The 12,594-nt window shown below is 59.7% G+C and carries 20 protein-coding genes and 1 pseudogene; 20 read left to right on the top strand and 1 reads right to left on the bottom strand.

From position 1 onward, the window contains the following. Positions 1–126 precede the first annotated feature (126 nt). The 14 genes and pseudogenes from AAEZ06_RS13300 (at position 127) to AAEZ06_RS13235 (ending at position 6,964) form a co-directional block, all read left to right on the top strand. Positions 127–957: a GPO family capsid scaffolding protein gene (locus tag AAEZ06_RS13300; RefSeq protein ID WP_350614649.1), complete on the top strand. Its 831-nt coding sequence runs from the start codon at positions 127–129 to the stop codon at positions 955–957. A gap of 40 nt (positions 958–997) precedes the next feature. Next, on the top strand, positions 998–2,020 hold the full coding sequence (locus tag AAEZ06_RS13295; protein ID WP_350614647.1) for a phage major capsid protein, P2 family: 1,023 nt from the start codon (positions 998–1,000) through the stop codon (positions 2,018–2,020). A 4-nt stretch (positions 2,021–2,024) separates the two neighbouring features. Further along, entirely contained in the window at positions 2,025–2,726 is a 702-nt protein-coding gene (locus AAEZ06_RS13290) for a phage terminase small subunit (protein WP_350614645.1), read from the top strand. A 98-nt stretch (positions 2,727–2,824) separates the two neighbouring features. After that, positions 2,825–3,121, top strand: a complete 297-nt coding sequence (locus tag AAEZ06_RS13285) for a hypothetical protein (RefSeq protein WP_350614643.1) — start codon at positions 2,825–2,827, stop codon at positions 3,119–3,121. Beyond that, positions 3,118–3,579: a head completion/stabilization protein gene (locus AAEZ06_RS13280; RefSeq protein WP_350614641.1), complete on the top strand. Its 462-nt coding sequence runs from the start codon at positions 3,118–3,120 to the stop codon at positions 3,577–3,579. The genes AAEZ06_RS13285 and AAEZ06_RS13280 overlap by 4 nt, the downstream gene beginning before the upstream one ends. Beyond that, positions 3,579–3,791: a tail protein X gene (locus AAEZ06_RS13275; RefSeq protein WP_350614639.1), complete on the top strand. Its 213-nt coding sequence runs from the start codon at positions 3,579–3,581 to the stop codon at positions 3,789–3,791. Before AAEZ06_RS13280 ends, AAEZ06_RS13275 begins: the two co-directional genes overlap by 1 nt. A 27-nt stretch (positions 3,792–3,818) precedes the next feature. Then, entirely contained in the window at positions 3,819–4,172 is a 354-nt protein-coding gene (locus AAEZ06_RS13270; protein WP_350614637.1) for a putative holin, read from the top strand. Between the two features lies 1 nt (position 4,173). Beyond that, a complete protein-coding gene (locus tag AAEZ06_RS13265) occupies positions 4,174–4,452 on the top strand; it encodes a phage holin family protein (RefSeq protein ID WP_105227845.1) in 279 nt (92 codons plus the stop codon). Next, positions 4,449–5,294 carry an N-acetylmuramidase domain-containing protein gene (locus tag AAEZ06_RS13260; protein ID WP_350614635.1) on the top strand — a complete coding sequence of 282 codons (846 nt, stop codon included), beginning with the start codon at positions 4,449–4,451 and terminating at the stop codon, positions 5,292–5,294. The genes AAEZ06_RS13265 and AAEZ06_RS13260 overlap by 4 nt, the downstream gene beginning before the upstream one ends. Next, a complete protein-coding gene (locus AAEZ06_RS13255) occupies positions 5,291–5,494 on the top strand; it encodes an RraA family protein (RefSeq protein ID WP_350614633.1) in 204 nt (67 codons plus the stop codon). The genes AAEZ06_RS13260 and AAEZ06_RS13255 overlap by 4 nt, the downstream gene beginning before the upstream one ends. Next, entirely contained in the window at positions 5,491–5,940 is a 450-nt protein-coding gene (gene lysB / locus AAEZ06_RS13250; protein WP_350614631.1) for an Rz-like lysis system protein LysB, read from the top strand. Before AAEZ06_RS13255 ends, lysB begins: the two co-directional genes overlap by 4 nt. Then, positions 5,852–6,034 (top strand): annotated as a pseudogene (lysC, locus tag AAEZ06_RS13245) (Rz1-like lysis system protein LysC); the annotation flags it as partial. The gene lysB and the pseudogene lysC, both read left to right, overlap by 89 nt. Next, positions 6,031–6,513, top strand: a complete 483-nt coding sequence (locus AAEZ06_RS13240; protein WP_350614629.1) for a phage tail protein — start codon at positions 6,031–6,033, stop codon at positions 6,511–6,513. The pseudogene lysC and the gene AAEZ06_RS13240, both read left to right, overlap by 4 nt. Next, positions 6,503–6,964, top strand: a complete 462-nt coding sequence (locus AAEZ06_RS13235; RefSeq protein WP_350614627.1) for a phage virion morphogenesis protein — start codon at positions 6,503–6,505, stop codon at positions 6,962–6,964. Before AAEZ06_RS13240 ends, AAEZ06_RS13235 begins: the two co-directional genes overlap by 11 nt. Here the strand turns inward: AAEZ06_RS13235 and AAEZ06_RS13230 are convergent. Beyond that, positions 6,955–7,653: a DUF2971 domain-containing protein gene (locus tag AAEZ06_RS13230; protein WP_350614625.1), complete on the bottom strand. Its 699-nt coding sequence runs from the start codon at positions 7,651–7,653 to the stop codon at positions 6,955–6,957. The genes AAEZ06_RS13235 and AAEZ06_RS13230 overlap by 10 nt on opposite strands. A gap of 115 nt (positions 7,654–7,768) precedes the next feature. Here AAEZ06_RS13230 and AAEZ06_RS13225 point away from each other — a divergent pair, with 115 nt between their 5' ends. Genes AAEZ06_RS13225 through AAEZ06_RS13200 form a run of 6 tightly spaced genes read left to right on the top strand, consistent with a single transcriptional unit; the run spans position 7,769 to position 12,554 of the window. Next, on the top strand, positions 7,769–8,341 hold the full coding sequence (locus AAEZ06_RS13225; protein WP_350614623.1) for a phage baseplate assembly protein V: 573 nt from the start codon (positions 7,769–7,771) through the stop codon (positions 8,339–8,341). Beyond that, complete coding sequence (locus AAEZ06_RS13220) at positions 8,338–8,682, top strand: GPW/gp25 family protein (RefSeq protein ID WP_350614621.1); 345 nt, start codon at positions 8,338–8,340, stop codon at positions 8,680–8,682. Before AAEZ06_RS13225 ends, AAEZ06_RS13220 begins: the two co-directional genes overlap by 4 nt. Beyond that, positions 8,679–9,590, top strand: a complete 912-nt coding sequence (locus tag AAEZ06_RS13215; protein WP_350614619.1) for a baseplate J/gp47 family protein — start codon at positions 8,679–8,681, stop codon at positions 9,588–9,590. Before AAEZ06_RS13220 ends, AAEZ06_RS13215 begins: the two co-directional genes overlap by 4 nt. After that, on the top strand, positions 9,590–10,207 hold the full coding sequence (locus AAEZ06_RS13210) for a phage tail protein I (protein ID WP_350614617.1): 618 nt from the start codon (positions 9,590–9,592) through the stop codon (positions 10,205–10,207). Before AAEZ06_RS13215 ends, AAEZ06_RS13210 begins: the two co-directional genes overlap by 1 nt. Next, positions 10,204–12,213, top strand: a complete 2,010-nt coding sequence (locus AAEZ06_RS13205; RefSeq protein ID WP_350614615.1) for a phage tail protein — start codon at positions 10,204–10,206, stop codon at positions 12,211–12,213. The genes AAEZ06_RS13210 and AAEZ06_RS13205 overlap by 4 nt, the downstream gene beginning before the upstream one ends. Next, positions 12,213–12,554 carry a hypothetical protein gene (locus AAEZ06_RS13200; RefSeq protein WP_350614613.1) on the top strand — a complete coding sequence of 114 codons (342 nt, stop codon included), beginning with the start codon at positions 12,213–12,215 and terminating at the stop codon, positions 12,552–12,554. Before AAEZ06_RS13205 ends, AAEZ06_RS13200 begins: the two co-directional genes overlap by 1 nt. Positions 12,555–12,594: the final 40 nt, after the last annotated feature.

Here is a 12,594-nt window from a genome sequence, read left to right as displayed (position 1 = left end):
GTCAGTAGCGCCGCCCCTTGTAGTCACGATCTCTACAATCCCGTCCCGTTGCCGCAACTCGCGCGCGTCACGACCATGCCCCTCATTGCAACGCACTTAGCGCCCAACGCATTGAGGATTCCCGGCATGAAGAAATTTCGCAGCAATTGGTTCCGCGTCGCCGTCGAGGGCGCTACCTCCGACAAGCGCACTATCAAACGCAGCTGGCTGGAACAGGCAGCGAAGAACTTCAACCCGTCGACCTACGGCGCCCGTATCTGGCTGGAGCACTTCCGCAGCCTACTGCCCGACAGCCCGTTCAAAGCCTACGGCGACGTGCTGGCAGTAAAAACGGAAGAAGTGGAAATCAATGGTGTGAAAAAACTGGCCCTGTTCGCCCAGGTCGAGCCGACGCCCGATCTGATCGCCATGAACAAGGCCAAGCAGAAGATTTACACCTCGATTGAAATTGACGACAGCTTCTCGGACACCGGCGAGGCCTACATCGTCGGTCTGGCAGTGACCGACTCCCCGGCCAGCCTGGGCACCGACGTGCTGTCTTTCTCCGCGCAGAAGCCAGAATCCAGCCCATTCAAAGACCGTCACTATTCCGCGACGTCGATGTTCACCGAGGCCGTAGAAACCGAGTTGCAGTTTGAAGAAATTGAAGACAAACCCGGTCTCGGCGCCCAGCTCTTCAGCAAGGTGCAGGCACTCCTCGGCGGCAAGCAGGCGAAGGACGATGCCGAGTTCGCCCAGATCGGCCAGGCCGTCGAAGCGATTGCCGATCACGTCAAGGATCTGCCTGATCAACTCGCCGCCGAGAAGAAATTTTCCGGCGAGCTGAACACCAAGGTCGAGCAGCTCAGCAAAGACCTGATCGAGCTGAAAACCGTCCTCGGTGACACCCAAGACCACTCCCAAACCCAGCGCCCACCGGTAACCGGCGGCGGCAAACAAGCCCTGGCTGAGTTCTGACCTGCGGCCTTCACCGCCTAGCCCACTATCGGAGACACACATGCGTAACGACACTCGAAAACTCTTTACCGCGTACCTCGGCCAGGTCGCACTGCTCAACCGCGTTGAATCGGCTACAGCCACCTTCAGCGTCGATCCGACTATCCAGCAGAAGCTGGAGACCAAGATCCAGGAGTCGAGCGAGTTCCTGACCAAGATCAACATCATCGGCGTCGACGAACAAGAGGGCGAAAAAGTGGGGCTGGGCGTCGGTAGCACCGTTGCCAGCCGCACCAACACCGCCCTCAAAAAGCGTGAACCACGCGCCATCGGCACTCTGTCCAGCGACAAGTTCCGGGCTGAACAAACCGACTTCGACACCTACGTCAATTACAAGCAGCTCGACGCCTGGGCCAAGTTCCCGGACTTCCAAACCCGCCTGTCCAGTGCAATCGCCCAGCGCCAGGCGCTCGATCGCATCCAGATTGGTTTCTACGGCACCACTGCCGCCGAACAAACCGACCGCACGGCGCACCCGCTGCTGGAAGACGTCAATATTGGCTGGCTCCAGCAATACCGCACCCATGCACCCGACCGCGTACTGAAGGAAGGCGCAGTCGCCGGCAAAATTACCATCGGTAAAGCCGGCGACTTCAAGAACATCGACGCCCTGGTCTACGACGCCATCCAATTGCTGGACCCTTGGTTCCGCCGCAACCCTGGCCTGGTGGTGCTGACCGGCCGCGAGCTGGTGCACGACAAGTTCCTCGCCCTGGTCAACAAGGACCAAGACGCGACCAACACCCTGGCGAGCGACCTGATCATCTCGCAACGTCGCGTGGGTGGCCTGCCGCTGTACGAAGTGCCGTACATCCCCGAAGGCACGATCCTCATCACCACGCTCGCCAACCTGTCGGTGTACTGGCAGATCGGTGCCCGCCGCCGCTACCTCAAGGAAGAGCCAGAGTGGAACCGCGTCAGCAACTTCGAATCGTCGAACGAAGCTTATGTGGTCGAGGAATACGGTCTGGGCTGCCTGCTGGAAAACATCACGCCGGTTGAAGACGCAGGCAGCGAGGGTTAACCCCATGGCACTCAGCATCGCCCAAGCCCACCAACGCCGCGCTCGCGCGGCGATGGAGGCAGCAAAAACGGCACCACGGCAATCCATGGCCGGTGCAACAGCATACGAGCACCAGTTGAATCAGCTGCTGCAAGACCGGCTACGCCTGAAAGCCATCCAGTCCAACGAAGGCAAGGCCGCGCTCAAGCTGCAACTGCTGCCCGAGTACATCCCGTATGTCGAGGGTGTGCTTGCAGCCGGCAACGGCGCTCAGGACGACGTCATGACCACCGTCATGGTCTGGCGCGTCGACGTCGAGGACTACAGCGGCGCCCTGGACATTGCCGACTATGTGCTCAAACACAAGCTGATCATGCCGGACCGTTTTGAACGCACGACCGGTTGCCTGGTAGCGGAAGAAATCGCCACGGCCGCGCTGAAAGCGCAAAAGGCTAATGGCAGTTTCGACCTGGACATCTTGCACCGCACCGTCGAACTGACCGACGCCGAGGACATGCCGGACCAGGCCCGCGCCAAGCTGTACCTGGCAACCGGCCGCGCGACATTGGATGGCATCACCGCCGAGGAGCCAGGCCCGCCCGGACAGATTCAGGCCGGTATCGACCTGCTCAAACGGGCGATCGAGCTGCACGACGGTTGCGGCGGCAAGAAGGATTTGGACGGCGCCGAGCGCCTACTGAAAAAACACGCTGCCACTGGTAGCTAACCGAGCGTCCCCACGCACCCCGCCGGCTCGGGGCGGATCGGCCAGGCCGCTCCTCCTGAACGTGAAGCCCCGACCACCGGCGATCTATCGGAGCAGTCATGAACACCGCCTTTGCCAACCTCTACCAGAGTGATTTCACTCCTACGGAATCCGAACGGCGCCTGTCAGCTGCGGCAGAACAGTACATCGCCGAGACAGAGGCTTACGACCGCACCGTCTGCACCGGCCCAATCAAGCACGGCGCCATCATGCCGGCCAGTTCGCACGAGTTCGTCCTCGTGAATCGGAACGCCATGCGAACAATGGACCGCCTCTGTACGCAACACCCCGAATTCAACCGGCAGCAGATCCTGCGCGAAGTTTCCCGCGCAGACATCCGAGGCCCTTCCCATTGAGCGCATTCGTAGCCAGCGGTCCCATCACCGGCGGCCATATCAATACCGACCCGTTCTGGCCCTCAATCGACCTTGAGCAGCTGCGCGCGACGCTTCGCATCGACAACAGCGTGACTCCGGCCCGCCTGGAGACTGCCGTAATCGCTGCAGCCATCAACCTCAACCGTGAATTGAAGTCGTGGAAAGCAAAGCAACTGGCTGCCGGCTACGCCACGTTGGCCGATGTGCCCGACGACAAGATCAAAGATGTATCGGTTCAGGCCCATCTGTATCGCCGCGCGATCGAGGCCGGTACCGGCGCCGAAGTTTGCGAGCGATACCGCGACTACAGCGCGACCAATACCGGCTCCGATAAAGCCGAAGAAACAGCCCCAACGATCGACGATTACCGCCGCGATCTGCGCTGGGCCGTCCGTGACTTCCTCGGGTTAAGCCGCACTACCGTGGAGCTGATCTGATGCCCGTCGCCGTCCGCGCCAATCAAAACGACACGGTCGACGCCCTCTGCTGGCGGCACTACGGCCGTACCGCAGGCGTGACCGAGTCCGTGCTTGAAGCCAACCCCGGGCTGGCCGACCACGGCCCAATCCTGCCGCAAGGCCTTGTCGTCAACATGCCCGAAGCCCAAACCAGCGCGCCCCAGCGGCAGATGGTGCAGCTATGGAACTGACCCTCTGCAACCAAGGAACCCCCCACCATGGCTGATCCGACTTCCAGCGTTGTAACTGGTCTGCTCATTGGCTTGGGCCTGGCCAGCGTCACGCCAGTCATCGATGACGGCGCGCTATTCGGCGCCATCCTCGGTGCCTGGCTGGTTACCAGTACCAAGCGTGACCTGAAGGTCTGGCAACGGCTGGGATCTCTATTCCTGTCGGCCGGCGTGGGCTACTTGTTCGCGCCCATGGCCTTACAGGCAATCCCGTTTATCACCAGCGGTGGCAGCGCCTTTCTCTGTGCCCTAGTGGTCATCCCGATCAGCATCAAACTGATGGTTTGGGTGGAAAAGGCGGATATCTGGGACATCTGGCGTCGCATCAGAGGGGGCACCTGATATGCAGAACATCGAACTGGCCGTGCAGTTGATCGCGGCAATCGCCTACTTGCTAAGTGCCCTGCGCCTGGCTTGCTATACCCGAGGCGATGCTCGGTACCGGCGCAGCATCTCGCTGCTGGCAAGCGTGTTTGGCGCCACGTTGTGCATCTGCGGTCTGGAAATTCTGCTGGACCGCCAGCCCACCAGCCTCGGGCAGGCCGCTTCCATCGTGCTGCTCTGCATCCTGATTTTCCGTTCACGCGGCAACGTCGCCGCCCTGTTGAGGCCCAGCGCATGACAACCACCCTTCGCCACGGCAACCGCTCGCAAGCGGTGCTTATCCTGCAAAAAAACCTCAACAAGCATGGCGCCAACGTGGTGCCGGACGGTGACTACGGCGCCGCCACCGAAGCCGCTGTCCGCGCATACCAGGTCAAAGTGGGCCTGGTCGCCGACGGCGTCGCCGGTTCCAAGACTCAAGCCAGCCTTGCTGGTGGAGACTGTGCCCAACTGCTGCGCAACAACGACCTGGTAGTCGCTGCCGAACGTCTCGGCGTGCCGCTGGCGAGCATCTACGCGGTCAATGAGGTGGAATCCAAGGGCAAGGGCTTTCTCGACAACGGCAAACCGGTGATCCTGTTCGAGCGGCACATCATGTATCGCCAGCTCGCCATGGTTCGGCACCCTGGTGATGACCCGGCCGAACTCAAACGTCACGCTGACCAGCTCGCCACCTCCAACCCGGCGCTAGTCAACCCGAAGGCCGGCGGATACATCGGCGGTACCTCCGAGCACCAGCGCCTGTCCACGGCCCGCCTGATCGATGACACCGCCGCTCTGGAATCGGCGTCCTGGGGAGCCTTCCAGATCATGGGGTTCCACTGGAAGCGCCTCGGCTACGCCAGCGTGCAGGACTTTGTGGCGGCGATGAGTGCCGGCGAATCGCAGCAGTTCGACGCCTTCACCCGCTTCATTGAAACCGACCCGGTGCTACACAAGGCGTTGAAGGCCCGCAAATGGGCCGAGTTCGCCAAGCTCTACAACGGACCGGACTACCTGCGGAATCTCTACGACACCAAGCTCCAGCGCGCCTATGAGCGGCACGCCGGCTGCGAGTGCGGGCAAGGGGTGGCGGCATGATTGACTTCGAAGCGCTGCAAAAGCTGCGGGTGCAGGACGGCGATCTGCTGGTAGTACCGGAGTCGACCGAACAAAGCGACATGGAGTTGTTGGCCGAATCCATCCAGATCATGAGCGGCGCACGGGCCGTAATCGTGCGTGGCCCGATCAAGCAGCTCGATACCGCCGATATGAACAAGCTCGGCTGGTACCGCGCGTGAGCATCTTGCGCCAGGCCCTGTATGGCCTCGCCCTCCTCGGCGCCCTGGTGCTGCTGATCTGGGTCCAAGAAACCCGCATCGACGTCGCTGAAGGAAAAACCGAACGGGCGCACGATGCGGCCAAGACCGCCCGCGCCGACGCCGATCGCAACCTGAAAACCGCCAACACCCTCGAAGACACCCTGAAACAGGAACGCACTGCACAGAGCACCCTGCGTGCCCAGCAGGATCAGCTGCGCCAAAGCCTCGCCACACGCGAGCGAAAAATAGAGGAGCTGAAACGTGAAAATGACGAACTTCGGAAATGGGCTGATCAGCCTTTGCCTGGCGCTGCTCGCCGGCTGCGCGAGCGCCCCGCCCTCACCGGCGCCGCCGCTTATCGTGACTGGCTGTCCGGCCGTGGTGCCTTGCCACCTGCCGGCGACCAGCCCCCTCAAAAACGGTGACCTTTTGACCGAAGAAGATCGCGTCGAAGCCGCCTGGGCTGACTGCGCGGATCAGGTCGACATGGTCTACAAACACCAGCAGGCCAACCCATGAACAAGCCAGAAAGCCTGCGCGCTCACCTGCTGGCCACAGTCGCCGACTTCAAGCACGACCCCGACCGCCTGTTGATCTTCATCGACAATGGCAAGGTACGTTGCACGGCCGCACATACACTGTCTTTTGAATACAGCTTTGACCTGCAGATCATCCTCACCGAGTTCGCCGGCCACCCTGACAGCGTGATGCTGCCGATTCTGGGCTGGCTCAGCGTCAACCAGTCCGAGCTGCTCGAAAACCTCGACAAGGTAAAAAACGGTATCCAGTTCGAAGCAGATATCCTCGACAAGGATAAGGTAGACCTCAGCATTACCCTGGCACTTACAGAGCGCGTAGTCGTTGGCAAGGACGACCAAGGGCTCACTACAGTGAGGCATCCGAACGAACCGCAGTACGTGGCAAGCTACCTCGATCCGAACTGGAAGCCAGGGGCACAAGGCAACACCAGTGAATGGATGGTGCCTGATGGCAAGTAACCTGGAAGCACTGGAGACCTGGGCTGCGGTGCTGCTGGATCGGCTGGAGCCAGTGGAGCGCAGCAAGCTCGCCCGGAGCATTGGGCAGGAGCTGCGCCGCAGCCAGCAGAAACGCGTGATGGCTCAAGAGAACCCGGACGGGACGAAGTTTGCGCCACGCAAACAGCGAAACCTTCGCGGGAAGCAAGGACGTATTCGGCGAAAACTAGCGATGTTCAAAAAGATGCGAACTGCCTCATATCTGAAAGTTCGAGGCAACACTAACGCCATTACCGTTGGTTTCACCGGGCGTATAGCCCGGATTGCTAGGGTTCACCAGTACGGATTGAAGGACCGAGCGGAACGCGGGGCACCAGATACACGTTACGAACAACGTGAAGTGCTGGGGTTTACTGATGCGGACTTAGATATCGTCCGAGACCAGCTTTTACAACATCTGACTCAAAGCTGATCAGCCAATATCTCTTCAATCTCGATTTGGTCTGGTGATTTATAAAGAGCCGAGCGTTGAACGTTCCCTTCGAATCCAAGATGTTCTTGAAAAAAGAATTTGAAGGCGCGAACCAATTCATCCGGGGCTCTTGGATCAAGAAGAATTCTATCGATAAAGTTATGCGGATCGACTGGAACGGTGAATCCTTTATGCTCCTGCAAAAGATCCACAGACTTAGCATATAGCGTCCCACGCCATTCCTTTTCGTGGTCGAATGCTTGACGCTTCATATAAAGCGCATCTATCGCTCGAGAGATTTTAAAGGCCTCATTTAAATCTTGTCCTATTTTTTTTGCCTTCCAGTCCAACTCGCTCTGAGGATAATAGCTAACCTCCGCGACTCTAAACTGATAGTTTTTTAACTTAGCGGACGACTTCAAAGCAGCTCTCAACTTTGAGTCGGTGGTGGAGACTCTGACGCCCATACCATTATGTGAATAGATACGCCACATAGCATCGGATATTGGAGCACTGCTCCAGCACTGAGCGAAAACCGCATTAACCTTTGAATGCTTTATACGTTTCTCATATGGATCATCCCAAGAGTTTGGACTGGCAAAAAACAGCTCCTTCTTTTCAAAAATCTGAACAACCCTTGTGAAGTCCAAAATTCGATACAACCGTTGAGGCTTTTCCGTCTTTGCCATAACACTGCTCCTACTTATTTCCCGCACTGTAGCAATTCGAGGATCGCCTTGTAACGTGCAGTCCTACAAAGCCTGAGCGCTGCACTAGCGCGCGCGAGCAATCACCATCGGCGCCATGAACGACTTCGCCGCCCTCTCCCGCATGCTCGAAAACCTCATCCGCTTCGGCGTCATTGCCGCCGTGCAGATGGAGCCCCCACGCGTGAAGGTAAAAACCGGAACCCTCACCACCGCTTGGCTGCCGTGGCTAACCCTGCGCGCCGGTGCTGATCAGGAATGGGACCCGCCCACCGTCGACGAACAGGTGATCCTGTTCAGCCCATCCGGCCAGCTCGCCAACGGCGTCGTCCTGACCGGCCTATTCAGCGACCACATCCCAGCCAACGGCAACCGCGCCGGCCTGCACCGTCGCACCTACGCCGACGGCACAGTGATCGAGTACGACAGCGTCGCCCATCACCTCAACGCGACCCTGGCCGACGGCGGTACCACCAACCTGGTCAGCACGGGCGGCATCAATCTCGTCGGCGATATCACGCACCAAGGCGACTACACCCAAACCGGCAACCAGAACGTCACCGGCACCGTGACCGTCTCCGCTGACGTGATCGCGGCCAACATCAGCCTGGTCAAGCACCTGCACGGCGGCGTGCTGGTGGGCAACGCGAAGACGGGAAAACCAGAATGAACCGAGAAACCGGCGCAGCCATCGGCACTCTGGACCATATCAGCCAGTGCATAACAGACATCCTCACCACCCGCATCGGCACCCGAGTGATGCGCCGCGAATACGGCAGCCTGCTACCCGAGCTGGTAGACCACCCATTCAACGACGCCACACGACTGCGCGTGTACGCGGGCACGGTCATGGCGTTGATGCGTTGGGAGACCCGTATCAGCCTCAGCCGCGTGCAGTTCCTCGGTGCGAACCTGCAAGGTCAGTCGGTGCTGGAGCTGGAAGGCACCATCGTCGACACCAATGAGCCGCTAAGCATGAGCCTGCCGCTGCAACTGGGGGGGAGCGTATGAATTCCTTTGCTGCGATTGACCTCAGCCAGCTCCCTGCGCCACAAATCGTCGAGCAGATCGACTTCGAATTGATCCTGGCCGAGCGTAAGGCCTACATGATCAGCCTGTGGCCGATCGAGCAACAGCCCGAGATTGCTGCCCGCCTCGACATGGAGTCGGAGCCCCTAGCCAAGCTGCTGCAAGAGAACGCCTACCGCGAAACCATCTGGCGTCAGCGGGTGAATGAGGCGTCCATGGCGAACCTACTGGCCCTGGCTAAAGGCCCCGATCTGGACCAACTGGCGGGCAACTTCAACGTCCAGCGCCTGGTGGTTCAGGAAGCCAAACCAATGGCAGTCCCGCCTGTAGCGCATCTGATGGAGAGCAACGAAAGCTTGCGCGAGCGGGCGCAAATGTCCTGGGAAGGACTGAGCACCGCCGGGCCGCGTAACAGCTACATCTTCCACGCCCGAGGCGCAGACGGCCGGGTTGCCGATGCCACGGCTGAAAGCCCATCGCCGGCAGTGGCGGTGGTCACCGTGCAATCGCTACTCGGCGATGGCACGGCACCGGCCGATCTGATCGCAGCGGTCAAAACCTACCTAAGCGACGATGACCGCCGCCCGGTAGCCGACCGCCTGACAGTCCAGGGCGCGCAAATCCTCCGCTACCAGGTCAAAGCCAAGCTGTATCTGCTCACCAGCGGCCCCGAGTCGGAACCGATTCTCGCCGCCGCTGAGCAGCGCTTGCTGACATACGTCAGCCAACGTCGGCGCCTGGCAATGGAAGTGTCGGAATCCGCCCTGCACGCCGCGCTGTTTGTCGAGGGTGTGCGCAAGGTCGTACTGGAAAACTGGGTCGACATCGTTGCCACCAAGGCCCAAGCGCCCTACTGCACCAGCGTGACCGTCACGCGGGGTGCCGAGTAATGGGCGCTCAGCAGCTACTTCCGGGAAACTCCACGCCGCTTGAGCGTCAGGCAGCGCAGGCGCTCGCACAGATTCAGCGCGTACCGATCCCACTGCGGCAGTTGTGTAACCCGGATACCTGCCCGGTGTCTGTGCTGCCCTACCTGGCCTGGGCCTTCTCCGTCGACCGCTGGGACAGCAACTGGACCGAGGCCACCAAGCGCGCGGCCATTCGTTCATCCCGCTACATCCACGCACACAAAGGCACCATCGGCGCATTGCGCCGCGTCGTCGAGCCGTTGGGCTACCTGATCGAGGTGATGGAGTGGTGGGAAACCGTACCGGAAGGCGTGCCTGCCACCTTTGCTTTGAAGGTCGGTGTGCTAGACACCGGCATCACCGAAGAAATGTACCTGGAGCTGACCTGGCTGATTGATGACGCCAAGCCCCTCACTCGCCACCTGACAGGCCTCGCGATCAGCCTGGAAAGCACCGGCACCGTGTTCATAGGGGCCTGCGTGTACGAAGGCGACGAACTCAGCGTTTACCCACCGACGCAACGCGACATCGACGTCAGCGGCGCGTTTCGTATCGGTGGCCGCGAACATCATATCGACACGATGGACATCTACTCATGACCGACCAAAACAGCCAGTTCTTCGCGATCCTCACCGCTATCGGCGAAGCCAAACAGGCTAACGCTGCAGCTCTCGGTACGGCCTGGACCTTCGCCCAGATGGCCGTGGGTGATGCCAACGGCACGGACCCAATTCCCAGTCGCACTCAGACGAAACTGATCAACGAGCGCCGCCGTGCGCCGCTCAACCAGGTAAAAGTGGACCCGGGCAACGCCAGCGTAATCATCGCCGAGCAGATTATCCCAGAGAGCGTCGGCGGTTGGTGGGTCCGTGAACTTGCGCTGTACGACGCGGATGGCGACATGGTTGCCGTTGCCAATTGTGCACCAACCTTCAAACCGCTGCTCGCCCAGGGTTCGGGCCGGACCCAGGTGATTCGGATCAACTTGATCGTCAGCAGCACGGCCAATATTGAGTTGAAGATTGATCCCAGCGTCGTGCTGGCGACTCGTGAGTATGTCGACACCATGGTCGTCGAGGCATTGGCGAAGCTGGACTTCAAGCATTCGGTGTTGATGGCTACCACCGCGAATATCGTGTTGAGCGGTCTCCAGTCAATTGACGGGGAATTACTGTCGGCCGGTGCTCGGGTGCTGGTGAAGAATCAAACCCTGGCTAAGGACAACGGTATCTATGTCGTACCAGCGTCGGGCGCATGGAAACGCGCCCTGGACGCAGACAGCAGCGCAGAGGTAACGCCAGGACTGTTTGTCAGCGTTGAGAAGGGCACGGTAAACAGCGATAGCGTTTGGCAGTTGGTGACGGATGCGCCGATTGTCCTGGGCACCACCGCGCTTTCCTTTGAGATGGTCGCAGGGCGCACGGGTGTCAGTGCCGGGGCCTACGGAAAGGTGACAGTGGACAAGTACGGTCGTGTTATCGGCGGTACCAATCCGGCAACGCTTGACGGCTACGGAATTATTGACGGTTTCGCAAAAAGCCTTTCGGCAGCTGATTACGCCGAAGTCACCAAGACAGCGCTTTATGCGCTGGGCGGCGGTTCTACGGGCGGTCGTCCCCCTGGTTTTTCAGGTTCTGGCGCGCTGAATCAGGTTATGGGCGATTATGGATTTACCTTGGCTTGGAGCCTTGGGTCCAATGAAATGGCCTTTCGGCGCAAAGACCCGGCGGGCGTTCTTGCCTGGTGCAGCTTATGGAATTCGTCGAACTTTGACCCGACGCTAAAAGCCAACCTGAAAAGCCCGGTGTTTACGGACACACCAACCGCCCCCACAGCCGCTGCCGGGACCAACAACGGACAGTTGGCAAACTGCGCGTTCATCTGGACAGCCATCAACACCTATGCAACCACGGTTTCCAGCGCTCTTGCAGGAAAGCAGGCCCAGAGCCCTGTGCTTTCGAGCCTTGCGGACAATGCAGGTTGGGGAATTGGCAATCAATTTGTGTCCGAGGTATTGGACTTCAACAGTTATAAGACTGGGGGTAAGTTCATAACTCCGAATGCTATTTCCAATTTGCCTGCCGGGTGGGTGCAGAGTCGGTGCCTAGTTGACGTCAGCGGTGGTGCGTCCTACTCCCTACAGCTGATCGCTTCAGCGACCGAACGACGATTTGCCGCTCGTACCTCTGCCGGTGATTCCTATTCGGTCTGGTGTGAGTTCTGGCACAACGGGAACTTGAGCGAAGCGACAGCTGCCGAGGCGGCGGCTGGCGCTTCCGGTTCGACATGGATGAGCCCGAGGCGTTTTGCGGCCTTGGCTCTTGGCATCGGTCAAACCTGGCAGGACGTGACCGCCAGTCGAGCCTGGGCTACGACGTACACAAACAGCACCGGAAAGCCTATTCAGGTCTCGGTCGCGGCTCGCGATCCGTCAGCCGGGAATTTCTACATTGCGCTCTACGTCAGCGGGATAAAGCTGGCTGAGCATTATCTCAGCGCGAGTTCTCAGGCCACGGTGTCAGCAATCGTCCCTGCTGGCGCAACGTACAGGGTTGAAAGGCAGGACACTAACGACACGATTACCGGCTGGATGGAGTTGCGCTGATGAAATACTACAAGCACAAAAAGACGGGTGAAGTCTTCGCTTTTGCGGCAGATGGTTCGGACGATGAATGCATAGCTAAAGAACTTGTTCTTATGAGTGAGGCTCAGGTTTTCGATCACCTCAACCCGGCCTTGCCGCCACCGACTCGACAGCAAATTGAAGCTGCACGACTGCGGGCATACGCCGAACCTTTGACAGGATCAGATCGCTACTTTGCTGAGGCTCAACGCATGCAGGTGATGAATGAGCCGGGGTGGGAGTCCGTGCGTGATGCAGGTGTGGCGCGCTTTGAAGAAATCCAAGTTCAGTTTCCCTGGGCCTCAGTCGACGAGACCCTGTAGCCGTCGCCGTTACAAACCGTGCCGCTCGCCCAACCGGCGC

This window comes from Pseudomonas sp. HY7a-MNA-CIBAN-0227, from assembly GCF_040310325.1.
Taxonomy (GTDB): Bacteria; Pseudomonadota; Gammaproteobacteria; order Pseudomonadales; family Pseudomonadaceae; genus Aquipseudomonas.
This window is presented reverse-complemented; position numbering and strand designations above follow the sequence as displayed.